This is a genomic window from Rahnella sp. BIGb0603 (assembly GCF_024808755.1).
Taxonomy (GTDB): domain Bacteria; phylum Pseudomonadota; class Gammaproteobacteria; order Enterobacterales; family Enterobacteriaceae; genus Rahnella; species Rahnella contaminans.
The window spans coordinates 704,915-729,965 of sequence record NZ_JANUEX010000001.1; the positions used below are offsets into that span (position 1 = coordinate 704,915).

The following is a 25,051-nucleotide window of genomic DNA, read 5'->3' on the forward strand; positions in this document are numbered from 1 at the left end:
TGATTAATCAATTTCCAGAATGCTTACCCACATCGGCGCTTTGCCCACCGGGTAGGTTTTCAGCGTGGTTAGCTGGCCGTTTTGCGGATTGATTTTCGCCACTTCAATGGCATCGGATTTCTGGCCCGCCGTGATCACGTACTGGCCGGTGAAGTCGATATTGAAACCCCGCGGCTGAGTTTGCGTCGCATGGTGCCCTGTGAGCGTAAGCTCGCTGCCATCTTCGGAAACCGACAGAACAGAAATCAGGCTGGCCGTACGGTCTGAGGCGTAGAGGAATTTTCCGTCCGGCGTGATGTGCAAATCGGCCGCCCAGCAGGTGCCGGTAAAATCAGCCGGCATCACGCCGAGTGTCTGAACCTGACGATATTCGCCGGTGCCGACGTCTTTCTGGTACACATCAACGCTGCTGTTGAGCTCATTTACACAGTAGGCAAAGTGATGATTCGGGTGGAATGCCATGTGGCGCGGACCGGCACCTTCAGCTGTCCGCAGCTCGCTGGAGGTCTGATGTGGTGTCGCTTCGCCCTTCTGGCTGAAATCGTACTGACGAATACGGTCCTCTTTCAGCGCCGGGATCATCAGCAACTGATTGGTCGGGTCGATATTGGCAGAGTGCGGCGCCTGGATGTTTTCCAGAACCTGAACCGGTGCCAGCGCATGACCTTTTTCATCCAGCGGATGAATGCTGACGTTGTTGAAGCTGTAAGAAGCCGAGAACACAAAACGCCCCTGAAGATCGATCCCCAGATGCGTCGGGCTGCCCGGCAGCGGAGCCATCGCGGCTTCTTCCAGTTTCCCTTCGTGGTCAATATGGTACGTCAGTACGCCAAACTCCGGGCGCACGCCGACATACAAACGATGACCGTCAGGATGGAGCACCATCGGCTGAACCTGTCCCGGCACTTCCACCGTTTGCAGCAGGCTCAGTTCACCATTATCCGCCAGATGAAAAGCGTGGATTTGCTGGCTATCAGGGCTGGCAACGTAGACGACTTGCTTCATCACATCTCCTTATTAAAAACCGAATGAGTGGGTAGACTTTTTAAAAGCGTAGCTCAGGTTAACACGATAACTCAACGCACTGGCGGCACTAAAGGTGCCGGATCCAAGGTTTAATTAGCAGGCTTAACACGGTAACATGATGATAATTTCTTCGATCCACCCACACTTACGATGGACTGCTCATGACTTATCGCATTATTGCGCTCGATCTCGACGGTACGCTGCTGGACCGTCAAAAACGTATTCTTCCTGAATCTCTTGCTGCGCTGGCCGATGCCCGCGCACAAGGCATTAAAGTGGTTGTCGTCACCGGTCGCCATCATGTGGCAATCCACCCGTTTTATCAGGCATTGGAGCTCGATACACCTGCTATCTGCTGTAACGGAACTTATTTGTATGATTATCAGGCACGTAAAGTATTAACTTCCGATCCGCTCGACAGCGTGAAAGCTAAAAAAGTCATCGACCTGCTGGATCATCACGGCATTCACGGCCTGCTGTATGTCGATGATGCGATGCTGTATCAGCAACCAAGCGGCCATGTGACCCGTTCGATTGCCTGGGGTCAGAGCCTGCCGGAACATCAGCGTCCGAACATCGTTCAGGTTAACAGCCTGCGTGAAGCCGCAGACGAGGCGCAGTCCATCTGGAAATTTGCCACGTCGCATCAGGATCTGGATGCGCTGCATACGTTTGCCGCACAGGTGGAAAACGATCTGGGTCTGGCCTGCGAATGGTCGTGGCACGATCAGGTAGACGTGGCGAAAGGCGGCAACAGCAAGGGCCGTCGCTTACAGGAATGGGTCGAATCTCAGGGCATGAGCATGCAGGATGTGGTCGCGTTCGGCGATAACTACAATGATCTGAGTATGCTGGAAAATGTCGGTCTGGGCGTGGCGATGGGCAATGCGGCGGATGCGATAAAAGAACGCGCGGCACTGGTCATTGGCGACCACGAAACCCCGGGCATTGCAGACGTTATCCGCACGAAAGTCCTCAACTAATCCCTGCGTTTTTTTCGCGCCTTCCCCTGCTACAGAGGAAGGCGTTTTTTCTGCCACAAAATCATCAGTCGGTCTTTAATTCGGGTTTGATTTTTACGGGCCGTATGAAGCGCGGAATCGATCGCATCTGTGCATCAAAATACCGGCTCGGCCAGATAGCCGACGGCGGAACTCCCAGTGCTTTAGCGATAATCATTTCGCCCTTTGCCCACGGACGCGCCAGCGCATTTGCCAGCGTCGAGGAACCTAAACCGGCTTCCCGCGATACCGCCGCCAGCGTGGTTCTTTTCTTACGTAACCCGGCGATGATATCTGCCGGGTGCCAGTCATCTTCCATTCTCATCGTTCATCCTTTGTTGTCTGTACGGCATTCAGAAAAGTGAACTACACTTTCACTTTACGATGTCTAGTAACTCTAAACAACAATGATGTTAAGTAATGCTAAACATAACGTCAATACTCTTTTTGTGGTTATTGACGATGATCTCATACAGACTGAAATCTGCCCGAACAAAGGCGAAGCTGACGCAGGAAAAACTGGGCGTTATGGCGGGAATTGATGAAAGCACCGCACGTTCGCGGGTTTCACAATATGAAAACGGCACCTACAGTCCGAACTTTGACACCATGTGTCATTTCGCCCGCGTGCTGAATGTGCCGGAGTGTTATTTCTATATTATCGATGACAAATTCGCCGAAAAAGTTCTGGCGCTGTATCACGCGTCAAAAGCTTAACGGTTCACCGACACGCTTTTAATCTGCGCATACAGCCACTGGCCTGAACGAACCATCAGTTCATCGCGCGCCCAAGGCGTAATGCGTGCCCAGAGAATGTGATCGGCCATCGCCAGTTTCACTTCCACCTGATTGCCCACGTCCAGACATTCCAGCACTTTCGCGGGCAAAATATTGCGGATGCTGCTGTTGTTGGCGGTCGGTTGCAGCACCAGCGAAACGTCGGTGGAATTCACGCGCACGCGCAGCGGCGTGCCGGGCGCTTCTTCCACTTTACTGATCCATAAACGCTGGTCGCCAATCGCCAGCGCCGTCATTTCGTAACGCGGATGATGTTCCAGCACGCTGACGTTCAGCACGCTGCTCTGCTCTTCTTTCGGCAGCCACGGACGCATGACGTTGCTCGCCCACACTTCCTCCAGCGCACCCATCGCCAGCACTTTACCGGCATCCAGCACCATCACTTTTTCCGCCAGACGCAGAATTTCATCCAGGCTGTGCGTCACATACAAAATAGGAATGCTGACTTCCTGCGCCAGACGCTCCAGATAGGGCATCAGCTCGCGTTTACGTGGAAGATCCAGCGCCGCCAGCGGTTCGTCCATCAGCAGAATTTCCGGTGCGGTCAGCAGTGCACGGCCAATCGCCACGCGCTGTTTTTCGCCGCCGGATAACGTCAGCGGGAAACGGTCGAGCAAAGCGCCGATGCCCAGCAGACGGACGATATTGTCGAACTGGCCGCGCATCGATGGCGCCATGCCATATTGCAGATTTCCCTGCACGCGATAATGCGGAAAGAGGCGCGCATCCTGAAAAACATACCCCACACGGCGTTTTTCCGGCTGCAGAAAAATGTTGTTCTGCGTGTCAGATAAAATTCGCCCGTTGAGCGCGATACGCCCTGAGTCCGGCCTGGTCAGCCCGCATATAGCGTTGATCAGGGAAGTTTTGCCCGCGCCGGACAAACCGAAAATCGCGGTGATGCCCTGCGCTGGCAGTTCCTGTGAAATCTGTAAATCCAGGTCACCCAGCTTCTGGCTGAAATTGAGTTCAAGCATTTCAGCCTCCCAGCCGTATGCGGCTGCGTTTTGCCAGCCAGTCAGAAATCAGTAACGCCGCCAGAGACAGCAGGATCGCCAGTACGCAAAGCCGTGCGGCGGCACTTTCTGCGCCGGGGGTTTCAATCAGGGTATACATCGCCAGCGGAATGGTGCGCGTTTCCCCCGGAATATTGGAAACGAAGGTGATGGTCGCGCCAAATTCACCCAGTGAACGGGCGAAGGCCAGCACGATGCCGACGATAACGCCGGGCACCGAAAGCGGCAGCGTGATGGTAAAAAACACCCGCCACGGCGACGCACCGAGCGTCCGGGCAGCAAGTTCAAGTTTGGGATCGACGGCCTCGAGCGACTGGCGGATAGCCCGCACCATCAGCGGAAACGCAACAACAGCGGACGCCAGCACGGCACCGTGCCAGCTAAAACTGAAACTGAAGCCGAACCAGTTATACAGCCACTGCCCCACCACGCCGCGTCGCCCCATCACCACCAGCAGCAAATAACCAATGACCACCGGCGGTAATACCAGCGGCAGATGGATAATACTGTCGAGCAGGGATTTGCCGGGGAAGCGGCAGCGGACCAAAATCCACGCCATCAGAATACCAAGCGGCAGACTGCAAACAACGGCCAGGCTCGAGACTTTCAAACTGAGAAGTACCGCCTGCCACTCATATTCACTCAACATCATGTCGGTTCATTTGTCCTGAATAAAATGTGAAGCCGCAAACATAAAATATCGGCAAAAAAGGTAAAGCCTTTAATCAGCCGCCACAGGGGGACGCAAGATTGGGTGCTCGGGGCATTTTGTATTCGCGACATCAGGAAAGAATCAACGCTTTAGTATTACATAACAACGTGGAACAAATATGAAGTCATCCCCGGAGGGATGACTTCAGGGTTTCGGCGATAAACGGATCATCCGCGCGGTGTGAAACCGTATTTCCTGAAGATTTCAGCGGCCGCTGGCGTTTTCAAATAATCATAGAAACCGCTGACGGTCGCATTTTCGTGGCCTTTCACAATCGCCATCGGATATTCAACCGGCTTGTGGCTGGTTGCCGGGAAGATGCCAACCACTTTAACTTTTTTGCTGGCAACCGCATCAGAGCCATACACGATACCCAGTGGCGCTTCTTCACGTTCTACCAGCGCCATTGCCGCACGAACGTCGCTGGCGCGCGCCAGTTTAGGTTCCAGCGTGGTCCAGGCACCCAGTTTTTGCAGGGCTTCTTTAGCATAAATACCGGCCGGAACGTGGTCCGGATCGCCCACTGCTAGCCGGCTGTCGCCCAGCAGTTTGGTCCATTCGGTTTTTTCAGTAATATCGACTTTATCGATTTTGCTGCTTTTCGCAGAAATCAGCACCAGTTCGTTGCCCAGCAAGGTGTAACGGGTGTTATCAACGATTTCCTGCTTGCTGATGGCGTAGTCCATCCACTGCTGGTCGGCAGAGATGAACATATCCGCCGGTGCGCCCTGTTCAATCTGGCGCGCCAGCGTTGAAGAGGAAGCGAAAGAGGAGACAACCTGCACGCCCTTCTCTTTCTGATATTGCGTGGCGATATCCTGCAACGCATTGGTCAGCGACGCGGCGGCAAAGACCGTAATTTTTTCAGCAGCCTGAGCCTGAACGCCCAGACCGGCGACCATGACGGTAGCAGTTAACAATTTGCCCCATGAGGTTTTCATCAGTTTTCTTCTTCCTTATAAGTAGATGTTACGTTATGTAAGCACCAATATAACGTCGAAAAAAATGATGTCATCCGTTTTATCCCCGCGGACATTAAGAACCTGCGGTTTCTTGATCTCACCCTGAAAATAGAAAGCCCGGCACAATGGCCGGGCTCTTCGGAAAGCGGTTTAAACCCCTTAACTCATTTTACAATCGGGGTATTTCGGGACTCTTTAGAGTGGCCGACGTTGGAAATAACGTTGAAAATTTCGCCCAGTCCCCAGATCAGACCCAGGATAACCGCGATGAAAATCGGTACCATGATGGCAGCGAAAAGCAAACTTTCTAATAATTCTAACATGATAGCCTCACTTAACTGGCTGAACGGCCCGAAGGCGTTGTAGGACTTCGTGCTTGAAGTCAAAACGAAAAATCAATCTGTTGCGGATAATAACAGTACGGGACTGTGATTACTTTAGCATTTAGCCAACTTGCCTGCCTGTGGGTTTAACGGCGACAATGAATAATGATTCTAATAAGGACGCTGCAATGCAAGCCGAAATTCTCTTAACCCTTAAACTCCAGCAGCGATTGTTCGCCGATCCGCGCCGCATCGAATTGCTGCGACAGGTACGGCATACCGGCTCAATCAGTCAGGGCGCGAAGCTCGCGGGCATCAGCTATAAAAGCGCATGGGATGCTATCAATGAAATGAATCAGCTGGCAGACCAGACCCTGGTTGAACGCAGCACCGGCGGTAAAGGCGGAGGCGGTGCCGTGCTGACGCCTTACGGCGAACGCCTGATTCAGCTGTATGAACTGTTGGCGCAAATCCAGCAAAAAGCCTTTGATGTACTGAAAGAAGACTCCCTGCCGCTCGACAGCCTGCTTGCGGCGATTTCGCGTTTCTCACTGCAAACCAGCGCCCGCAATCAGTTTTTCGGCAACGTTATTGACCGTTCGCATGAGATTGTTCAGCAGCATATCGACATCATGCTGGCCGACGGCAAAACGCAAATTCGTGCGGCGATCACCGAGCAAAGCGCCGACCGTCTGGCTCTGACGCCGGGCAAAGAAGTGCTGGTGCTGATTAAAGCGCCGTGGATCACTCTCGGCTATACGGCAGAAAATCCGCATAACGCGTTGCAGGGTGACGTCATCAGTATTCAGCGCGGTGAAAGTAACTGCGAGGTGCTGGTAAAATTACCCAGCAGCGAAACGTTGTGCGCCACGGTGCCTAACAGTGACGTTGACCGTCTGGCGTTGAAAACCGGCCAGAACGTCTTCGCGCAGTTTGATGATGACAAGGTGATCCTCGCCACGCTGTGCTGAAAAGATGATAAAAATCAAAATCTTGCAGAATTAGCGTTAACATTTTGCAGAATTGTCAATTGACTTAAGAGAGTGCAGCGCTTATCCCTTAATTTATCAATCAAAATTCATTTCCCTAAATAATTCGAGTTTCAGGCGGGCGGCAACAGAGTAAATCCCGATGAGCTTACACGAGTAAGTGATTCGGGTGAGTGAACGTAGCCAACTCACATGCAACTTGGAGCAGGACGGGAAAAAGGGATAGCAGAATGTCGTTGCATATCTCGCAAGGCGTTTTTCGCCTCAGCGATACCCGAACCCTCACACTTTCCGAGCTCAGTATTCATCAGACCGACAGTTGGGCATTCGTCGGCTCGAATGGCAGCGGTAAATCAGCGCTGGCCCGCGCGCTGGCGGGCAATATCACCCTGCTGAAAGGAACCCGTGAAAACCGTTTTCCGCACATCGTTCGCCTGTCGTTTGAGCAACTCCAGAAACTGGTCGCCGATGAATGGCAACGCAATAACACCGATTTACTGAGTGAAGGGGAAGACGATACCGGCCGGACGACGGCGGAAATCATTCAGGAAGAAGTGCGCGATCCTGCCCGTTGCGCCGCCCTTGCCGCGCAGTTTGGAATCGAAAAATTACTCGATCGCCGGTTCAAATATTTATCCACCGGTGAAACCCGCAAGACGCTGCTGTGTCAGGTGCTGATGCAACGGCCAGATCTGCTGGTGCTTGACGAACCGTTCGACGGGCTCGACGTCAATGCCCGGGCGCAGCTGGCGCAGTTGCTGGACACCCTTTCCGGCGAAGGCCAGACAATGGTACTGGTGCTCAACCGCTTCGACGATATTCCGCCGTTTGTGCAAAACGTCGGTGTGCTGGCGGATTGTACGCTGGCCTCCGTCGGCCCGCGCGAACAGGTCATGGCTGATGCGCTGGTCGCACAACTGGCGCACAGCGAAAGCCTCAGTGGCATGGCAGTGCCGGAAGCAGAAGATCCGACAGTGCGCGTTACGCCGCCACAGGATTCTCCGCTGATCGCGTTGCGCGACGGCGTGGTGCAATACAACGATAAACCGATCCTGCACAACTTAAGCTGGCAGGTTGATCACGGTCAGCACTGGCAGATCACCGGGCAGAATGGCGCAGGGAAATCGACGCTGCTCAGCCTGATCACAGGCGATCACGCGCAGGGTTACAGCAATGACCTGACGCTGTTTGGCCGCCGCCGCGGGAGCGGTGAAACCATCTGGGACATCAAGCGCCACATCGGTTATGTCAGCAGCAGCCTGCATCTGGATTATCGCGTCAGCACCAGCGTCCGCAACGTGATCACCTCTGGATTCTTCGACTCGATTGGCATTTATCAGGCGGTTTCTGATCGCCAGAGATTCCTCACAAATCAGTGGCTGGAATTGCTCGGCCTCGGCGGCAATGCCGGTGATACACCGTTCCACAGCCTGTCCTGGGGGCAACAACGTCTGGCACTGATTGCCCGCGCACTGGTGAAACATCCGGCACTGCTGATCCTCGACGAGCCGTTGCAGGGTTTAGATCCGATAAACCGCCAGCTGGTGCGCCGTTTCGTCGATATTCTGATTGGTGAAGGTGACACCCAATTGCTGTTCGTTTCGCATCACGCGGAAGATGCGCCGGCGTGCATTACTCACCGCCTGAGTTTTATTCCTGAGGGCGAAATTTACCGTTATCAGATTGACGCGCTCTGATTTTTCACCCGCCTTCCGCTCCATGGAGGGCGGTTTTTACGCCTCGGCCATCAGCGCCACCACCATGCCCGCCAGGGCAAAAATCCCCAACAGTGTGAATCCGTTTTCCAGTCCCGCGTAGCCCGGATAAATCGTCACAATCATTGTCAGCAACGCCAGTGAAACCACGGTGCTGGCGATGAGTGCCACGCCGTTGAGCCATCGTCCCTGCGCCGCAATCACCTGCAACCTGATATTTCTGGCGTGATTCACCATCCCGAGCCCCAGACCGCTGAGGATCATCGCGGGCAGCGGCGCCAGCCAGAACGCGCAGCCTTCCGACATCACAGCAATCATCCCTGTTCCGGCGGCGACCAGCGTAAAGCCCAGAAGCAGGCGTTTATCGCGGGTGAATTCAGCCTGAACCTTTTCACCCAGCACATGGCCCGCCCGGACCATCAGCAAGATCAGGGCAATGCTCAGGAGGATTTGCAGAAGACCAAACCCGTAACTGTTTTTCAGCAGCCAGGCCAGCAGGAAGAAAGCCGGTACGCAAAGGGCGGCAAAGAAAACGCTGGTCCAGAGGCTTATCTGCAATTCGGTGCAAGCCCGCAAGCTCTGCGGCAAAAGCGGCTGCGGGTTATAACGCTCGCTGATCATAAACAACGTGAAAAATATAGCCGCCGCGCCCGCAAAGCTGTGCGTTAGCGGCGTGTCCAGCCCCTGATGCGCCACACCCAGCAGCGTCATGGTCAGTGACATAATAAACAAAGCGCCGAGCGAACAGGCCAGCGCGGGCACCCGGAAATTAATGGCAGACATACAGAACTCCTTAACCGAAACCTTGCGATATCAGGATGAACTTTATTCATCCTCATCGTGTTGATAAAGGAGCTTACACCGCCTATTTTAGGAGACTCAAAGTCATAGATTTCAGCCACGGATGAAAATAACTCATCATGAAGAAAATCCGTTTACCGCCTCTGGGTTCACTGAAAGCGTTCGACGCGGTGGCGCAGCAGGCCAGCTTTAAACGCGCTGCCGAAGAAATCGGCGTCACGGCTACGGCGATCAGTCACCAGATCCGTGTTCTGGAAGAGGCGCTGGGCACCGCCGTTTTTGAGCGCAGCGCCCGCGAGGTGAAACTGACCGCCGCCGGGCAAATTTTGCGGCAGGCCACGCGCCAGGCTTTTGCCGGTTTACAGGCTGCCGTGGAAGAAATTCATCACGCCGGATTACCCCCTGCGCTGACGCTGACGACCACCTCGAATTTTCTGACGCACTGGCTGGTTCCGCGGCTGGCGGATTTAAAACAGGTGGCACCGGCCATGGATTTGCGGCTGCACACCGGCATTGAGCTGGTGGATTTAACGCGTAATACCGTGGATGTGGCGATCCGTTACAGCGAATCTGCCGATGAGTCGCTGGATTCCACACTGCTGTATCACGACACGTTTATACTGGTCTCCAGCCCGACGCTGGCGCTGAAAACCCCGGCAGACCTGAAGGACGTAACGCTGTTTCATGTGGAAAATCGTCACATTCCCCGCCCTTCACCCGACTGGGAAAACTGGCGTGCGCATTTCGGCCCGAAAGACCTCAACATCGACAACGGGTTGCGTTTTACCGACGAAACTCACGCCATTCAGGCGGCCATTGCCGGCCAGGGCGTGGCGATTGTCAGCAGTTTGCTGGCGCGGGATTTCATTGAAAAAGGCATCCTCACCGTTCCCTTCCCGCACCATCTCCCCGGTGCAAACTATTATCTGGTGACCACAAAAGAGAAAAGCGCACGCGACGATATCGGGATCCTGCGGAACTGGTTGCTGGATAAAATGTCGGCGTTCCCTCCGGCTGGAGTCTGAAAAATGAAGTAAAAGCCTGCCGCGGATAAATCACACCCCGGAATGTAAGCGATTACACTTAGCTATACTTCTGGCTTCCGGCACGCTCCCGCAGGCTTTCTGTACGGCGCACAGCACCTGTATAGCGGCATTGAAAGGTGATAAACTGTTTGTGTAAGCGATTCCATTTTATTGGGGATGGATCACCTTTTTCAGCCTTGCAGCGTGTTATCGTTGCATCATGATATTCATTGAGGAGCGATTATGTACGTCTTAGTCACAGGTGGTAGCGGTTACATTGGTAGCCATACATGCGTGCAACTGATTGATGCGGGCTATACGCCAATCATTCTGGATAATCTTCACAACAGTAAAGTCAGCGTTCTGGAGCGCATCAATACGCTCACCGGCAAAACGCCGCTGTTCTATGAAGGTGATATCCGCGACCGCGCACTCCTCGATAAGATCTTCAGCGAACACCACATTCATTCCGTGATTCATTTCGCGGGCTGGAAAGCCGTCGGGGAGTCCGTCGCCAAGCCGCTGGCCTATTACGATAACAACGTTTCCGGCACGCTGGTGCTGGTTGAAGCAATGCGCGCTGCGGGCGTTAAAAACCTGATATTCAGCTCGTCCGCGACGGTGTATGGCGATCAGCCGAAAACCCCGTATGTCGAAGATTTCCCGACCGGCAACCCTTCCAGCCCTTATGGCCGCAGCAAGCTGATGGTCGAACAAATTCTCGAAGACGTGCAACGTGCTGAACCGGAGTGGAGCATTACCCTGCTGCGCTATTTCAACCCGGTTGGCGCGCATCCGTCTGGCCTGATGGGTGAAGATCCGCAGGGCGTGCCCAATAACCTGATGCCGTTTATTGCCCAAGTGGCCGTGGGTCGCCGCGAATCTGTGGCGGTATTCGGCAACGATTATCCGACGCCTGACGGCACCGGCGTTCGCGATTACATCCACGTAGTCGATCTGGCCGACGGCCATATCGCCGCAATGAAAACCCTGCACAACAAAGCGGGCGTACACATTTACAACCTCGGCGCAGGCTTCGGCCAGAGCGTGCTGGAAGTGATTGAGGCCTTCAGCAAAGCCTGTGGCAAACCGGTGAACTACAAGTTTGCACCACGCCGCGAGGGCGACCTGCCAGCCTACTGGGCTGACCCGACTAAAGCCGAGAAAGAACTCAACTGGAAAGTGACACGCACGCTGGAAGACATGGCCAATGACACCTGGCTGTGGCAATCGAAAAACCCGCAGGGCTACCCGGATTAAGGCAGACCAAGGAAAGTTTATGACGACGTTTAACCCGATTGATCATCCACATCGCCGCTACAATCCGCTGACCGATCAGTGGATTTTAGTGAGCCCGCATCGGGCCAAACGCCCGTGGCAGGGCCAGCAGGAAGCCGTTTCGCAGGAGGTTCTGCCTTCGCACGATCCGGACTGTTTCCTCTGCCCGGGCAATACCCGCGTAACGGGCGATGTGAACCCGAAATACACCGGCACTTTCGTGTTCACCAACGATTACGCGGCGCTGATGCCGGACACGCCGTTTGCGCCGGAAAACGATGACCCGCTGATGCGGGTCCAGAGCGCACGCGGCACCAGCCGGGTTATCTGTTTCTCGCCGGATCACAGCAAAACGCTGCCGCAGCTTTCCGTAGAAGCCCTGACGGAAATCGTCAGAACCTGGCAGGAGCAAAGCGCGGATTTAGGGAAAACCTACCCGTGGGTGCAGGTTTTTGAGAATAAAGGCGCGGCGATGGGATGCTCTAACCCGCATCCGCATGGCCAGATTTGGGCGAACAGTTTCCTGCCTAATGAAGCCGAGCGCGAAGACCGTCTGCAACGCACTTATCTCGACGAGCAAGGTTCGCCGATGCTGGTGGATTACGTGCAGCGCGAGCTGGCAGACGGCAGCCGCACGGTGGTGGAAACCGAACACTGGCTGGCCGTGGTGCCTTACTGGGCGGCGTGGCCGTTCGAAACACTGCTGCTGCCAAAAGTTCACGTTAAGCGCATCACCGGGCTGACCGATGCCCAGCGCAGTGATTTAGCGCTGGCGCTGAAAAAACTGACCAGCCGCTATGACAATCTGTTCCAGTGCTCTTTCCCGTATTCCATGGGCTGGCACGGCGCGCCGTTTACCGAAGGCGACAACGAACACTGGCAGCTGCATGCCCATTTCTACCCGCCGTTGCTGCGTTCAGCCACGGTTCGCAAATTCATGGTCGGCTACGAAATGCTGGCTGAAACCCAACGCGACCTGACAGCCGAACAAGCCGCAGAGCGTCTGCGGGCGGTGAGTGATGTTCATTATCGTGAGGCCGGAGAAAAACAATGAAACTGAAAACCAAAACCCTGGAAATCTTTGCCGACAAATTCGGCTACCCTGCCACGATCACCATCAAAGCGCCGGGTCGCGTTAACCTGATTGGCGAACATACCGATTACAACGACGGTTTCGTTTTGCCTTGCGCCATCGATTATGAAACGGTGATCGCCTGCGCACAGCGCAACGACCGTGTGATCCGCGTGATCGCCGCCGATTACGACAACGAGGAAGATACCTTCTCTCTCGACGAACCGATCCTGCACAGCGACGCGCATCCGTGGGCCAACTACGTGCGTGGCGTGGTGAAACATCTGATGCTGCGTAATAAAGATTTCTCCGGCGCAGACATGGTGATCAGCGGCAACGTGCCTCAGGGCGCAGGGCTGAGTTCTTCTGCATCTCTGGAAGTCGCCGTCGGCCAGGCGCTGAAATCTCTTTATGATTTGCCGCTGGACGGCGTGGCGCTGGCACTGAACGGTCAGGAAGCAGAGAACCAGTTCGTCGGTTGCAACTGCGGGATTATGGATCAGCTGATTTCTGCTCTCGGCAAAGAAAACCATTCCCTGCTGATCGACTGCCGCTCACTTGAAACCCGCGCCGTGTCTATGCCGGAAAACGCAGCCGTGGTGATCATCAACTCCAACGTGAAACGCGGTCTGGTTGACAGCGAATACAACGCCCGTCGCGAGCAGTGCGAAGTAGCCGCCCGCTTCTTCGGTGTGAAAGCCTTGCGCGACGTAGACCCTGCCCTGTTCTTCTCCATTCAGGATGAACTGGATCCGGTGGTTGCACGCCGTGCACGTCACGTGATCACTGAAAACGATCGTACTCTGGCAGCGGCTGACGCACTGGCCAGCGGCGACCTGAAACGCATGGGCGAACTGATGGCGGAATCTCACGCCTCCATGCGCGATGATTTTGAAATCACCGTTCCGCAAATTGACAAACTGGTGGAGATCGTCAAAGAAGTGATTGGCGATAAAGGCGGCGTGCGCATGACCGGCGGCGGCTTCGGCGGCTGCATCGTGGCACTCGTTCCGACAGAGATGGTAGACAAAGTCCGTCACGCCGTTGAGCAGCAATATCACGCCTACAGCGGCCTGAAAGAAACCTTCTACGTTTGCACCGCTTCCCAGGGGGCTGGCATATGTTAAAACCTGAAAACACACAGCTGGCACCCGATGGCCAGCCGTTTGAACAGGTGACGCTACAGAATGCGGCGGGCGCAACCGCCACATTCATGGACTGGGGCGCGACCTGGTTATCCTTCACTTTCCCGCTGGCTGACGGCTCGACCCGCGAACTGCTCCTCGGCTGCCAGACACCGCACGACTATATGAATCAGAGCGCCTATCTTGGCGCGACCGTCGGGCGCTACGCCAACCGCATCGCCCGCTCGCAGTTTGAGATTGAAGGCAAACCACATCTGGTCGTCGCCAATCAGGGCGTACATCAGCTGCACGGCGGCCCGGAAGGTTTTCATGCGCGTCGCTGGAAAATTCTTGAGCAAAACGCGCAGAAGCTGACGTTCGGGCTGTTTTCAGCCGACGGCGATCAGGGTTATCCGGGCAATATGACGGCGAAAGTGCATTATCAGCTGACCGATGATAACCGTCTGGAAATCCGCTATGAAGCGACGATGGATAAGCTGTGCCCGGTCAATCTGACCAATCACGCTTATTTCAATCTCGACGGCGAAGGCACCGACGCGCGCCAGCAAAAGCTGCAACTGTTTGCTGACCGTTTCCTGCCGGTCGACAGCGACGGTATTCCGTGCGCCGATCCGACGCCGGTTGAACATACCGGTATGGATTTCAACGCCGCAAAAACGCTGGCGAAAGATTTCCTCAAGGATCGCGATCAGCAACGGGTGAAAGGTTATGACCATGCGTATCTGCTCAACCGCTCGTGCAATACCGGCAGCAATCCGGCTGCGCATTTGTGGTCAGCCGATGGCAAAGTCAAAATGACGATGTTCACGTCGGCACCGGCAGTGCAGCTGTACAGCGGCAACTTCCTCGGTGGCACGCCAAACCGCAGAGGCGGCGAATATGCCAGCTACAGCGGCGTTGCGCTGGAAAGTGAATTCCTGCCGGACAGCCCGAACCACGCGACCTGGCCGCAGCCAAGCTGCTGGATTAAACCGGGTCAGACGTACAAATCCGCCACCACTTATCAGTTCTTCGCGCTGTAATCTTCCCGGGGCAGGCTCATCCCAACCTGCCCTTCACGCTTTCCCTTCTGCAAATTTGTGACTGATGACGCATCTGCGTCAGCACTTTTTCAGCTAAAGCCGCCTCCCGCATCTACGCTTAGAGAGTGTCCTGCGAAAAGGACGTTCAAAAAGGAGTTCGTTATGCGTTTACCCGTTGTGTTATCCCTGCTGGCGACCTTGTGTGCGGCGGGTTCTGCTCTGGCCGCGGATCCCGTAAAAGTGCCTTCCCCCGCTCAGACTGAGCAGCGCCAGAAAATGACCGACTGTAATCAGCAGGCCACCACACAATCGCTTAAGGGCGATGAGCGCAAAAAATTCATGAGCAACTGCCTGAAAGCCGAGGCCAAAACAGACGATAAAATGAACCCTCAGCAGAAAAAGATGAAAACCTGTAATGCTGATGCTGCGAAACAAGAACTTAAAGGCGACGCCCGCAAAACCTTCATGAGTACCTGCCTGAAAAAAGCCAGCTAATCCGCTGTCCTTTTGCACAAAACGCGCTGTCCGGGTGACCGTCTGCGCGTTTTGTTTTACATCGCCACAGCAAATTCGTTATGTTTAAGACAAACGGGCGTCACGCATAGGTTTCCTGAATACATTCAGATTGCCGATCGGGATGCCCAGACCCTATAATGATAACTGTTATCATTGAAAATTCAGTTAACTGAGGAGTTTAGCTATGGCTGTAACCAAGCTGGTGCTGGTAAGACACGGTGAAAGTGAGTGGAACAAAGAAAACCGTTTTACCGGTTGGCATGATGTTGAACTGTCCGACAAGGGCCGTACTGAAGCAAAAGCTGCGGGTCAGCTGCTGAAAGACGAAGGCTTCCAATTTGACTTCGCTTACACCTCTGTGCTGAAACGTGCCATCCATACTCTGTGGAGCGTTTTGGACGAACTGAACCAGCCATGGCTGCCGGTTGAGAAATCCTGGAAACTGAACGAACGTCATTACGGCGCGTTGCAGGGTCTGGACAAAGCTGAAACAGCACAGAAGTACGGCGACGAGCAAGTTAAACAATGGCGTCGTGGTTTTGCTGTGACTCCACCAGAACTGGATCGTGCTGATGAGCGCTTCCCTGGCCATGACCCGCGTTATGCCAAACTGAAACCTGAAGAGCTGCCAACCACAGAAAGCCTGGCGCTGACCATCGACCGCGTTATTCCTTACTGGACTGATGTCATCAAACCTCGCATCGAAAGCGGCGAGCGTGTGATTATTGCTGCGCACGGTAACTCCCTGCGTGCGCTGGTTAAATATCTGGATAACCTGAGCGAAGACGAAATCCTGGAACTGAACATCCCTACCGGCGTTCCACTGGTTTACGAATTCGACGAAAACCTCAAACCAATCAAACGTTATTATCTGGGCAATGCCGATGAAATCGCAGCGAAAGCCGCGGCCGTGGCAAACCAGGGTAAAGCGAAGTAATTAGCGTTTTCTGAGCTCATCAGAAATGCAAAAAAGGCATGCGAAAGCATGCCTTTTTTAATGGGTCTGACCCGGCGCAAAACCAACATTACTCGATACGCCAGACGTCAGGATGCAATTCCGTCGCTGACTCGTGAAAAATATCGCCCAGCCAGCCGGGGATTTCCGCTTCAGTCATATCGTCAGGAATGATGATGTCGTAGAGGCGTGAGAATTTTCTCTCGGTCATCTCGGCACGAAAAACCTGCCAGCCCTCCGGCGTCTTTTTAACCCCCAGATACCGGCCAAAAACGTTATAAATAAGCATAGATATTCTCTTTTGGCATCACACGATGACAGCGTTCTTACAGCCACAAAAAAGCCCCGCCTTAACGGGGCTCAGCTCAGAATTGCTGTGACGGATTAACCGCGACGCGCTTTGACTGCGTTCGCAAGGCTACGCAGCAACACTTCGGTATCTTCCCAGCCAATGCACGCATCGGTCACGCTCTGGCCGTAAACCAGTGGCTCGCCGCTGTCGAGACTCTGATTGCCTTCGACCAGATGGCTTTCAACCATCACGCCCATAATCGCCTGTTCGCCACCGGCAACCTGACCGCAAACGTCTTCACAGACTTCCATCTGTTTTTTGAATTGTTTGCTGCTGTTGGCGTGGCTGAAGTCGATCATGATGCGAGCCGGCAGGCCGCCTTTTTTCAGGCCGTCTTTCACTTCCAGCACGTCCTGCGCGCTGTAGTTTGGTTTTTTGCCGCCGCGCAGAATGATGTGGCAGTCGTTATTTCCGCTGGTGTTGACGATTGCGGAGTGGCCCCATTTGGTCACAGACAGGAAACAGTGCGGCGCACCGGCTGCGTTAATCGCGTCGATCGCCACTTTGATGGTGCCGTCGGTGCCGTTTTTGAAACCTACGGGGCAGGATAAACCGGAGGAAAGCTCACGGTGAACCTGAGATTCTGTAGTACGTGCGCCAATCGCGCCCCAGCTCATCAAATCCGCCAGATATTGTGGCGTGATCATGTCCAGGAATTCACCCGCCGCAGGCAGACCGGTGTCGTTAATATCCAGTAACAATTTGCGGGCAATGCGCAAACCATCATTTATCTGGTAGCTGTTGTTCATGTGCGGGTCGTTGATCAGCCCTTTCCAGCCAACAGTCGTACGCGGTTTTTCGAAGTAAACGCGCATGACCACTTCCAGTTCACCCTGCAATTCTTCGCGCATTTTCAGCAGACGTGCTGCGTACTCTTTAGCGGCTTTAGGATCGTTAATTGAGCAAGGGCCGATGACTACCAGAAGACGATCGTCGTTTCCTTTCAGTATCTTATGAATCGCATTGCGCGCATGAGACACCGTCTTTGCCGCTTTGTCAGTGGCGGGAAACTTTTCCAGCAACGCTACAGGTGGCAAAAGTTCCTTAATTTCTTTGATACGTAAATCGTCGTTTTGATAATTCATAACTGTTCCATTGGGTGTTCATAAGAGACAAAGCGAAACGCTGACCGCGTTCAATCTAGCCGGATTGGGTGTCGGTGTAAATCTACTTTTACACTTACGAATAGTCTCATTTTGATTTAAGACATAAATTCATTAGCTAAGCTTTTATCTCAATGGAGACACATTACCCACAGCGAACAACAACCCGAAAATGGAGATAAAGGTTATGAAGAAACTCGCCATTATTTTACTGTCCGCAACAATGGCCCTGGCTTCAGGTGCAGCTTTTGCAGAAGGCGCTGATACCGGTTCAAACAATGGTTCTGCTAATCAATCTGACAGCCCGGGTTCAGTGCAGAAAATCGCACCTAACGGGGTCGATAACAGCAAAATCAATGAAACAGATAAGCCCGTGAATGAAGTTCACAAAAAGAAACACACGTCGACCACCAAAGCACATAAAGATATGAGCAAAAAAACAGTCGACCACAAAAAAGCCATGTGTAAGGACGGTCGTTGCCCGGATCAGGTTCCTGGCACCAATCAGTCTAAGGCCACCGGTAACTAATTTTAAAAGTACATAAAGGAGGAACATTCGTTCCTCTTTTTCCTTTCTGCTCCCTGTCTTGCAACATGCCATGATTACGCTATTGTTTCCTCTCTGTTCATACTTTTTGCGAATATAACTATGTCTTCTTCCCTGTTACCGCAGGATAAAAATAGCCGACGTCTGTTGCTGGCTTTCCTTGTGACCGTGGTTTTTATGGTTGCGGAAGTCATTGGCGGGCTGATTTCTGGCTCTCTGGCTTTGCTGGCAGACGCCGGCCATATGCTGACGGATGCTGCTGCGTTGCTGGTAGCATTAATGGCAGTGCGTTTTGCGAAACGTAAACCGAACTCACGCCATACTTTTGGCTATCTGCGCCTGACGACCATGGCGGCTTTCGTGAATGCCGCCGCGCTGTTAGTGATTGTGGTATTGATCGTCTGGGAAGCCATTGCCCGTTTCTTCAATCCGCAGCCGGTGATGGGCACCACGATGCTGGTGATCGCTATTGCCGGGCTGTTTGCCAATATTCTGGCATTCTGGTTGCTGCATCAGGGGCAGGAAAAAGCCAACATCAACGTACGCGCTGCGGCGCTGCACGTGCTGGGGGATTTGCTGGGCTCAATAGGTGCGGTGGCGGCGGCGCTGATCATCATGTATACCGGCTGGACACCCATCGACCCGATTCTGTCGGTGCTGGTTTCATGTCTGGTGCTGAACAATGCCTGGCGGCTGTTACGTGAAAGTTTTCATGAGCTGCTGGAAGGGACGCCGGAAGAAATTGATATCGATAAATTGCGCCGTGACTTGTCGATGAGCATTCCTGAAGTTCGTAATGTTCATCACGTTCACGTCTGGCAGATTGGTGAGCAGCGCCTGATGACGCTGCATGTGCAGGTCGTCCCGCCGCACGATCACGATGCGTTGTTAGATCGCATTCAGCATCATTTGCTGGAGAAATGCCGTATTGGACATGCGACGATTCAGATGGAATACGGTCGCTGTGAAACGCCAGATTGCGGGATAAATGAAACTCCGGCGACCAGCGCCGGACACGACCATCATGGTCACAGCCACGCACACCATCATCACTGATTGTTCATAGATTGCAGCAAGCAAAACGCCTCCGCGATGGAGGCGTTTTGTTGAAGCGGATTCAGGCCGTTTGCAGTGGCTGCGAGCCGTTTTGCTTCGCGCTTTTGATCCATAGCCACGAACCGTTCAGCGCAATCAGCGTCAGCAGAACATATTCCAGCGCCATGGCATAAACGCCCTGATAGGCAAAAATCGCTACGCTTATCACGTCAATCACTACCCACAGCAGCCAGTTTTCAACATATTTGCGCGTCATCAGCAGCATCGCCACAATCGACAACACCATCATGGATGAATCCCAGAACGGGAACGCATCGGGCTGAAGCTCTGGCATACTGACATTAAGCCCCAGCGCCTGCATCACATTCACCGCCACCAGTGTGAGCGCGGCAAATACGCGGTCGATGTTAAACGTCATCAGCAGAATTCCCGCGACACACACTGCGCCCCAGATGAGCGCTTTGCCACGAGGCAACCAGCGAATTTGCAACTCGGCTTGCTGATCGGCGGTCTGACGGCTCCACGCATACCAGCCATAAATGTTGGCAGCAAAGAAAAAGATCTGCAGCAACAGGCTGGCGTAAAGCTGGATCTGGAAGAAGATGATCGCAAACAAAGTGACGTTGATCAGACCGAACGCATAGTTGATCAGCTTTTCTTTGCTGGCATACCAGATGCAAAGCAGACCAAAAATGGTGCCAACGGCTTCGATCCATGACAGGTCATATCCGCCTTTTCCAAGAGGAATATGGACCAGAATATTGCTGGTACTGAAGAAATCCATCATCACGTCCTTCCCTTAATTGTTCTGAAAATGCCTTCGGCTTAAAGCGCTTTGATTTGCGCCCGTAATTTCAGCTGAGCCGCGAAATCCAGCATCCGGTTCAGCGGGATCAGTGATTTCACTCGCAGCGCTTCATCGACTTCGATCGCATGTGCTGCCCCACCATGCTCCAGCCCTTCAGCAATAGCTTTCAGGCCGTTCATCGCCATCCATGGGCAATGTGCGCAGGTACGGCAACTGGCGCCTTCACCAGCTGTCGGCGCTTCGAACAATTCTTTATCCGGACACGCCTGCTGCATTTTGTAAAAAATACCGCGATCTGTTGCCACAATAAGCTGTTTTTGCGGCAACGTTTTTGCGGCCTGAATCAGCTGGCTGGTGGAACCGACGGCATCCGCCATATCGACGATCGCCTGAGGGGACTCAGGATGTACCAGTATGGCCGCATCCGGGTACAAACCTTTCATCCGGGTCAGCGCCTGGGTTTTAAACTCGTCATGGACGATACAGGCGCCCTGCCAGCAGAGTACATCCGCCCCGGTCTGCTTACGCACGTAATTTCCGAGATGACGATCCGGAGCCCAGATGATTTTTTCACCCAAACTATCGAGGTATTCAATCAGTTCTACCGCAATGCTTGAAGTGACGACCCAGTCCGCCCGGGCTTTTACTGCCGCCGAGGTATTAGCGTAGACCACAACGGTGCGATCGGGGTGGCTGTCGCAGAAATCCGAGAATTCCTGTTCCGGGCAACCTAAGTCCAGAGAGCACTCCGCGTTGAGTGTCGGCATCAGAACCGTTTTTTCAGGGCTGAGGATTTTGGCCGTTTCCCCCATAAACCGGACACCCGCCACCAACAGCGTTGACGCCGGATGCTGGCTGCCGAAACGGGCCATCTCCAGTGAATCCGCGACGATACCGCCGGTTTCTTCTGCCAGCGCCTGAATTTCAGGGTCAGTGTAATAATGCGCGACCATAACGGCGTCGCGTTCTTTCAGCAGTTTCTTAATCTTCTCTTTATAGAAGGTCTTTTCGTCTGCATTCAGAACTGCGGGTTTAGGCGGGAAAGGATACACCGTCGCATTCAAATCCAAGGTTTCGCTCATACTCTTCATCTCATTCTGTCAGGCAATGCGCCTGAAGGCCGGGAGCCACAGCCGGTTTAACAGATTAAACCCACTGGTTTTGTATGCTAAACAAAATACCGTAAAAAACGAGGTAAGTCGTCCAAATTTTGTTCTTAAGGCTTTAAATGTTTACTGGACTTAAAAGAGAGGTGTATTGGGATTATGTGGATAAAGGCAGGTTAAGATAATGTGAGAAATACAGGGGTATGAATGCGAAAAAAGCGCCTAAAGGCGCTTTTTTCTGAATTTGATGAAGTAGACATCTTTGCAATTTAGATGGCTCACTTTAAAAGTGGTGGGCTGTGCTGGATTGATTCGGTCTGCTACCTCACCCTGCGGGCAACGCTGCGCGTTGTCGTCTCGCTTCGCTCGGCTCGAACCAATGGTTCTCATCCATCACTGATTCACTACATACATCCACTTAAAGATGGTGGGCCGTGCTGGATTCGAACCAGCGACCAATTGATTAAAAGTCAACTGCTCTACCAACTGAGCTAACGGCCCATCTAAATGCTTTGTACTACTTATTCAGGACTAACCACTTAAAGAGTGGTGGGCCGTGCTGGATTCGAACCAGCGACCAATTGATTAAAAGTCAACTGCTCTACCAACTGAGCTAACGGCCCTTCCTGAATACTTCTGACTGCCTTTGTGTCTTGCAGTTGGTGTGCAAGCCACTTTGCCTGTTTGTTTAGAGGGTACACTTTAAAAGTGGTGGGCCGTGCTGGATTCGAACCAGCGACCAATTGATTAAAAGTCAACTGCTCTACCAACTGAGCTAACGGCCCTTCTAAACCTACTGCAAATTGCCTAAATCTCTAACAGCGTTAGCCGTTTGGAGTTGTCTGGGCAACGGCGGCATATATTACTTATTTAACTTTTCAGTGCAACTTTAATTTTCACAAAGATGCTTAACTGCTGGACTTTCACACACTCAAGCCCAGAAAATGCACGATATGTACATTTTCCGGTCCTGAATAGGGAACTACTTCGCAGATAAACGTTTTTGAGCTTGTTTTGCCGCGTCGGTGTTTGGGTACTGTTTAATGACCTGCGCATAGACGGCTTTGGCTTTATCGGCCTGCCCTTTCTCCTGCATAATCACCCCAACTTTGAACATCGCGTCAGAACTTTTTGGAGACTTCGGATAGTTTTTGACCACAACTGCAAAATAATAAGCAGCGTCGTCTTTTTTACCCTTGTTGTAATACAACTGGCCTAACCAATAGTTGGCATTAGGCTGGTATGTAGAATCCGGGTATTTTTTTACGAAACTCTGAAAGGCAGCGATCGCCTCATCATACTGTTTCTTTTCCAGCGCCAGAGAAACAGCGGCGTTGTAGTCGCTGTTCACATCGCCTGTGCTTGCAGGGGCTTGTGCAGCACCTGCATCAGACGTGGCGGCCGCAGCATTACCAGACGCGTCGCCAGTGGCTGCTGCAGCGCCCGTACTGGCGGCTCCGGCGGCACCCTGACTCAGGCTGTCCATCTGGTTAAAAATCTGCTTCTGACGATCAGCAAGCTGACTCAACTGATACTGGTTCTCCTGGATTTGACCACGAAGAGTATCCATATCACGTTGGGAATCAGAAAGTTGTTGCTGGAGTTGAGTTAATAGCTGGCTGTGAGCGTTAGAAATACGCTCCAGAGAGGTGACCCGATCTTCTATCGAGCCTGAGCCGACATCACTGATTGGCGCTTGGGCAGTAGCGGCCCATGGGACCGCTACGCCAACCAGTAACGACAGACTCAACAGGTGAGTTCTGAAGTTACTGCTCATACTATTCTCTTAGTAAACCAGTACGGCACGACGGTTTTTAGCGTAAGCCGCTTCGTCATGGCCCAGTACAGCTGGTTTTTCTTTACCGTAAGAAACGATAGAGATCTGGTCGGCAGAAACGCCTTTACCTTGCAGGTACATTTTAACAGCAGTAGCACGACGTTCGCCCAGGGCGATGTTGTACTCTGGAGTACCACGTTCGTCAGCATGACCTTCTACAGTCACTTTGTAAGACGGGTTGCTACGCAGGAATGCTGCGTGCGCGTCTAACATCTGAGCGAATTCTGAAGAAACATCGTATTTGTCCAGGCCAAAGTAAACGATGTTGTTTTTCTGCAGTTCTTGCATCTGCAGACGAGCTTGCTCTTCAGAAGACATGTTGCCGCTTTCTGCGCCAGTGCCAGAGTTCAGACCCATACCTGATTGGTCGTTGTCCGCGTTTTTGTGAGAACTACACGCAGCGACTGCCAGAACAGGCAATGCCAGCATCAGCCCTTTCAGCACTTTATTCAGTTGCATCTATTCGATCCTTTTATAATTTTTTGCCATACATAGTTTTCTATGCATTACAGATACGGCGACCAGGCAGGGAATTTGACCTGTCCATCAGTTGCCGGAAGACGCGCTTTGAAGCGCCCATCAGTCGATACCAGTTGCAATACAGAACCCAGTCCTTGAGAGGAGCTGTAGATAACCATAGTGCCGTTTGGTGCGAGGCTAGGCGTTTCATCCAGGAACGTGTCCGTCAATGTTTGAACGGCTCCCGTTGCCAGATCTTGTTTAGCGATGTGCTGTGTACCGCTGGCGCTGCTCACCATGACCAGGAATTTACCATCTGCACTGACGTCAGAGTCCTGATTCTGTGAGCCTTCCCATGTCAGACGCTGTGGCGCACCGCCATTAATATTAACTTTATATACCTGAGGACGACCGCCCTGATCCGACGTGAACGCCAGGTTCTGGCTGTCCGGGAACCAGGTTGGTTCAGTATTGTTGCTACGGCCATTAGTGACCTGAGAGATCTGACCTGAACCCAGGTTCATCACATACAGGTTAAGGCTACCATCTTTAGACAACGCGAATGCCAGTTTAGACCCGTCCGGAGAGAACGCCGGAGCACCGTTGTGGCGTGGGAAAGAGGCAATCTGTTTGATGGCACTGTTTGCCAGTGTCTGTACAACCAACGCTGAACGACCACTTTCGAAGGTCACGTAAGCCAGTTTGCTACCGTCCGGAGACCAGGCCGGAGACATCAGAGGCTCTGGTGAACGGTGAACAACAAACTGATTGTAACCATCGTAATCCGCTACACGCAGTTCGTACGGGAATTTGCCGCCGTTAGTCTGCACGATGTAAGCAATACGGGTGCGGAATGCACCTTTAACACCGGTCAGTTTTTCGAAAACTTCATCACTGGCTGTATGGGCAGAATAACGCAACCATTGTTTGGTCACTTTATACTGGTTTTGTGCCAGCACAGTGCCCGGAGCACCAGAGGTGTCAACCAACTGGTAAGAAACAACATAGCTGCCATCGGCTGCAGGCTGAACCTGACCGATAACAACGGCATCGATGCCCAAAGCAGTCCAGGCAGCAGGTGTGACTTCTGCCGCTGAAGTTGGCTGTTGTGGCATGCGCGATGCATCAATAGGGTTAAATTTACCACTGTTGCGTAAGTCAGCAGCAACAATACCGCCAACATCTTCAGGTGGAGTACCCGGGCCCGCCCATTTGAATGGCACAACGCCAATCGGACGAGCGGTATCTACGCCCTGAGTAATTTCAATGCGAACTTCTGCATGTACTACAGATGCCCACATCATCAAAAGGCCGAACGCTACTCGAAATGCCTGCTTCATTGTATCTCCCTTATCTGGACGTATCTGCCCGCGATAATTTAGCAGAATTTTAACAAACCAACGCATACAAAACTAGAATTACACCCT

At 53.0% G+C, this 25,051-nt stretch carries 27 protein-coding genes, 3 tRNA genes and 1 other RNA gene; 13 read left to right on the forward strand and 18 right to left on the reverse strand.

The window, feature by feature from the left end; translation table 11 throughout:
* Positions 1 to 3: 3 nt before the first annotated feature.
* On the reverse strand, positions 4 to 1,005 hold the full coding sequence (gene pgl / locus M2403_RS03325; protein ID WP_152325468.1) for a 6-phosphogluconolactonase: 1,002 nt from the start codon (positions 1,003 to 1,005) through the stop codon (positions 4 to 6).
* A 182-nt stretch (positions 1,006 to 1,187) separates the two neighbouring features.
* Here pgl and M2403_RS03330 point away from each other — a divergent pair, with 182 nt between their 5' ends.
* The gene (locus M2403_RS03330) at positions 1,188 to 2,009 is read left to right on the forward strand and encodes a pyridoxal phosphatase (protein WP_152325467.1); all 822 of its coding nucleotides are present in this window, start codon (positions 1,188 to 1,190) and stop codon (positions 2,007 to 2,009) included.
* Between the two features lie 64 nt (positions 2,010 to 2,073).
* Here the strand turns inward: M2403_RS03330 and M2403_RS03335 are convergent, their stop codons facing one another.
* The gene (locus M2403_RS03335; RefSeq protein WP_217152996.1) at positions 2,074 to 2,346 is read right to left on the reverse strand and encodes a helix-turn-helix transcriptional regulator; all 273 of its coding nucleotides are present in this window, start codon (positions 2,344 to 2,346) and stop codon (positions 2,074 to 2,076) included.
* Between the two features lie 143 nt (positions 2,347 to 2,489).
* On the opposite strand from M2403_RS03335, the gene M2403_RS03340 reads away from it, so the two are divergent.
* Positions 2,490 to 2,744 (forward strand): helix-turn-helix domain-containing protein, encoded by a 255-nt coding sequence (locus M2403_RS03340; RefSeq protein WP_152325466.1) that lies wholly within the window; start codon positions 2,490 to 2,492, stop codon positions 2,742 to 2,744.
* Here M2403_RS03340 and modC read toward each other — a convergent pair.
* The 4 genes from modC to M2403_RS03360 all read right to left on the reverse strand — a co-directional run bounded on the left by modC (position 2,741) and on the right by M2403_RS03360 (position 5,838).
* Positions 2,741 to 3,802 carry a molybdenum ABC transporter ATP-binding protein ModC gene (modC, locus tag M2403_RS03345; RefSeq protein WP_152325465.1) on the reverse strand — a complete coding sequence of 354 codons (1,062 nt, stop codon included), beginning with the start codon at positions 3,800 to 3,802 and terminating at the stop codon, positions 2,741 to 2,743. The two genes, M2403_RS03340 and modC, sit on opposite strands and share 4 nt — an antisense overlap.
* Position 3,803: 1 nt before the next feature.
* The gene (modB, locus tag M2403_RS03350) at positions 3,804 to 4,493 is read right to left on the reverse strand and encodes a molybdate ABC transporter permease subunit (protein ID WP_104922867.1); all 690 of its coding nucleotides are present in this window, start codon (positions 4,491 to 4,493) and stop codon (positions 3,804 to 3,806) included.
* Between the two features lie 227 nt (positions 4,494 to 4,720).
* Entirely contained in the window at positions 4,721 to 5,494 is a 774-nt protein-coding gene (modA, locus tag M2403_RS03355) for a molybdate ABC transporter substrate-binding protein (RefSeq protein ID WP_165059500.1), read from the reverse strand.
* A gap of 185 nt (positions 5,495 to 5,679) precedes the next feature.
* Positions 5,680 to 5,838, reverse strand: coding sequence for an AcrZ family multidrug efflux pump-associated protein (locus M2403_RS03360; RefSeq protein WP_152325463.1), 159 nt, complete (start codon positions 5,836 to 5,838; stop codon positions 5,680 to 5,682).
* 188 nt (positions 5,839 to 6,026) lie between these two features.
* Between M2403_RS03360 and modE the strand changes: the two genes are divergently transcribed.
* Together modE and modF are read left to right on the forward strand one after the other, a co-directional pair.
* Positions 6,027 to 6,809 (forward strand): molybdenum-dependent transcriptional regulator, encoded by a 783-nt coding sequence (gene modE / locus M2403_RS03365; protein WP_217152980.1) that lies wholly within the window; start codon positions 6,027 to 6,029, stop codon positions 6,807 to 6,809.
* Positions 6,810 to 7,057: 248 nt separating this feature from the next.
* A complete protein-coding gene (gene modF / locus M2403_RS03370; RefSeq protein ID WP_259228559.1) occupies positions 7,058 to 8,524 on the forward strand; it encodes a molybdate ABC transporter ATP-binding protein ModF in 1,467 nt (488 codons plus the stop codon).
* A gap of 36 nt (positions 8,525 to 8,560) precedes the next feature.
* On the opposite strand, the gene M2403_RS03375 is transcribed toward modF, so the two are convergent.
* Positions 8,561 to 9,325, reverse strand: a complete 765-nt coding sequence (locus M2403_RS03375) for a hypothetical protein (RefSeq protein ID WP_259228560.1) — start codon at positions 9,323 to 9,325, stop codon at positions 8,561 to 8,563.
* Positions 9,326 to 9,462: 137 nt separating this feature from the next.
* Here M2403_RS03375 and M2403_RS03380 point away from each other — a divergent pair, with 137 nt between their 5' ends.
* The 7 genes from M2403_RS03380 (at position 9,463) to gpmA (ending at position 16,338) form a co-directional block, all read left to right on the forward strand.
* Entirely contained in the window at positions 9,463 to 10,368 is a 906-nt protein-coding gene (locus tag M2403_RS03380; protein ID WP_217152977.1) for a LysR substrate-binding domain-containing protein, read from the forward strand.
* Between the two features lie 243 nt (positions 10,369 to 10,611).
* On the forward strand, positions 10,612 to 11,628 hold the full coding sequence (galE, locus tag M2403_RS03385) for a UDP-glucose 4-epimerase GalE (RefSeq protein ID WP_208951610.1): 1,017 nt from the start codon (positions 10,612 to 10,614) through the stop codon (positions 11,626 to 11,628).
* Between the two features lie 19 nt (positions 11,629 to 11,647).
* Complete coding sequence (gene galT / locus M2403_RS03390) at positions 11,648 to 12,700, forward strand: galactose-1-phosphate uridylyltransferase (protein WP_152325457.1); 1,053 nt, start codon at positions 11,648 to 11,650, stop codon at positions 12,698 to 12,700.
* Positions 12,697 to 13,845, forward strand: a complete 1,149-nt coding sequence (galK, locus tag M2403_RS03395; protein WP_152325456.1) for a galactokinase — start codon at positions 12,697 to 12,699, stop codon at positions 13,843 to 13,845. Before galT ends, galK begins: the two co-directional genes overlap by 4 nt.
* A complete protein-coding gene (galM, locus tag M2403_RS03400) occupies positions 13,839 to 14,885 on the forward strand; it encodes a galactose-1-epimerase (RefSeq protein WP_259228561.1) in 1,047 nt (348 codons plus the stop codon). Before galK ends, galM begins: the two co-directional genes overlap by 7 nt.
* 162 nt (positions 14,886 to 15,047) lie before the next feature.
* Complete coding sequence (locus tag M2403_RS03405; RefSeq protein WP_152325454.1) at positions 15,048 to 15,380, forward strand: PsiF family protein; 333 nt, start codon at positions 15,048 to 15,050, stop codon at positions 15,378 to 15,380.
* A 205-nt stretch (positions 15,381 to 15,585) separates the two neighbouring features.
* Positions 15,586 to 16,338 carry a 2,3-diphosphoglycerate-dependent phosphoglycerate mutase gene (gene gpmA, locus M2403_RS03410; RefSeq protein ID WP_259228562.1) on the forward strand — a complete coding sequence of 251 codons (753 nt, stop codon included), beginning with the start codon at positions 15,586 to 15,588 and terminating at the stop codon, positions 16,336 to 16,338.
* An 88-nt stretch (positions 16,339 to 16,426) separates the two neighbouring features.
* Here gpmA and M2403_RS03415 read toward each other — a convergent pair whose 3' ends face one another.
* Both M2403_RS03415 and aroG read right to left on the reverse strand, forming a co-directional pair.
* Positions 16,427 to 16,645 carry a hypothetical protein gene (locus M2403_RS03415; RefSeq protein WP_152325452.1) on the reverse strand — a complete coding sequence of 73 codons (219 nt, stop codon included), beginning with the start codon at positions 16,643 to 16,645 and terminating at the stop codon, positions 16,427 to 16,429.
* A gap of 95 nt (positions 16,646 to 16,740) precedes the next feature.
* Positions 16,741 to 17,793, reverse strand: a complete 1,053-nt coding sequence (gene aroG / locus M2403_RS03420) for a 3-deoxy-7-phosphoheptulonate synthase AroG (RefSeq protein ID WP_152325451.1) — start codon at positions 17,791 to 17,793, stop codon at positions 16,741 to 16,743.
* Positions 17,794 to 17,998: 205 nt separating this feature from the next.
* On the opposite strand from aroG, the gene M2403_RS03425 reads away from it, so the two are divergent.
* Positions 17,999 to 18,340: a protein YbgS gene (locus M2403_RS03425; protein WP_165059485.1), complete on the forward strand. Its 342-nt coding sequence runs from the start codon at positions 17,999 to 18,001 to the stop codon at positions 18,338 to 18,340.
* Between the two features lie 120 nt (positions 18,341 to 18,460).
* Positions 18,461 to 19,414, forward strand: coding sequence for a CDF family zinc transporter ZitB (zitB, locus tag M2403_RS03430; RefSeq protein WP_165059483.1), 954 nt, complete (start codon positions 18,461 to 18,463; stop codon positions 19,412 to 19,414).
* A gap of 61 nt (positions 19,415 to 19,475) precedes the next feature.
* Here the strand turns inward: zitB and pnuC are convergent, their stop codons facing one another.
* The 9 genes from pnuC to tolB form a co-directional block, all read right to left on the reverse strand.
* Positions 19,476 to 20,198 (reverse strand): nicotinamide riboside transporter PnuC, encoded by a 723-nt coding sequence (gene pnuC, locus M2403_RS03435; protein WP_165059732.1) that lies wholly within the window; start codon positions 20,196 to 20,198, stop codon positions 19,476 to 19,478.
* Between the two features lie 41 nt (positions 20,199 to 20,239).
* Positions 20,240 to 21,304 (reverse strand): quinolinate synthase NadA, encoded by a 1,065-nt coding sequence (gene nadA / locus M2403_RS03440; RefSeq protein WP_217152973.1) that lies wholly within the window; start codon positions 21,302 to 21,304, stop codon positions 20,240 to 20,242.
* A gap of 314 nt (positions 21,305 to 21,618) precedes the next feature.
* Positions 21,619 to 21,739: non-coding RNA, RtT sRNA (locus tag M2403_RS03445), on the reverse strand.
* A gap of 14 nt (positions 21,740 to 21,753) precedes the next feature.
* A tRNA-Lys gene (locus M2403_RS03450) sits at positions 21,754 to 21,829 on the reverse strand.
* Between the two features lie 46 nt (positions 21,830 to 21,875).
* Positions 21,876 to 21,951 (reverse strand) — tRNA-Lys (locus M2403_RS03455).
* A gap of 86 nt (positions 21,952 to 22,037) precedes the next feature.
* Positions 22,038 to 22,113: transfer RNA gene (locus tag M2403_RS03460), tRNA-Lys, on the reverse strand.
* A 197-nt stretch (positions 22,114 to 22,310) separates the two neighbouring features.
* The gene (gene cpoB / locus M2403_RS03465) at positions 22,311 to 23,105 is read right to left on the reverse strand and encodes a cell division protein CpoB (protein ID WP_152326500.1); all 795 of its coding nucleotides are present in this window, start codon (positions 23,103 to 23,105) and stop codon (positions 22,311 to 22,313) included.
* Between the two features lie 9 nt (positions 23,106 to 23,114).
* On the reverse strand, positions 23,115 to 23,624 hold the full coding sequence (gene pal, locus M2403_RS03470) for a peptidoglycan-associated lipoprotein Pal (RefSeq protein WP_152326499.1): 510 nt from the start codon (positions 23,622 to 23,624) through the stop codon (positions 23,115 to 23,117).
* Positions 23,625 to 23,671: 47 nt separating this feature from the next.
* Positions 23,672 to 24,964 (reverse strand): Tol-Pal system beta propeller repeat protein TolB, encoded by a 1,293-nt coding sequence (gene tolB, locus M2403_RS03475; RefSeq protein WP_104922885.1) that lies wholly within the window; start codon positions 24,962 to 24,964, stop codon positions 23,672 to 23,674.
* Positions 24,965 to 25,051 lie beyond the last annotated feature (87 nt).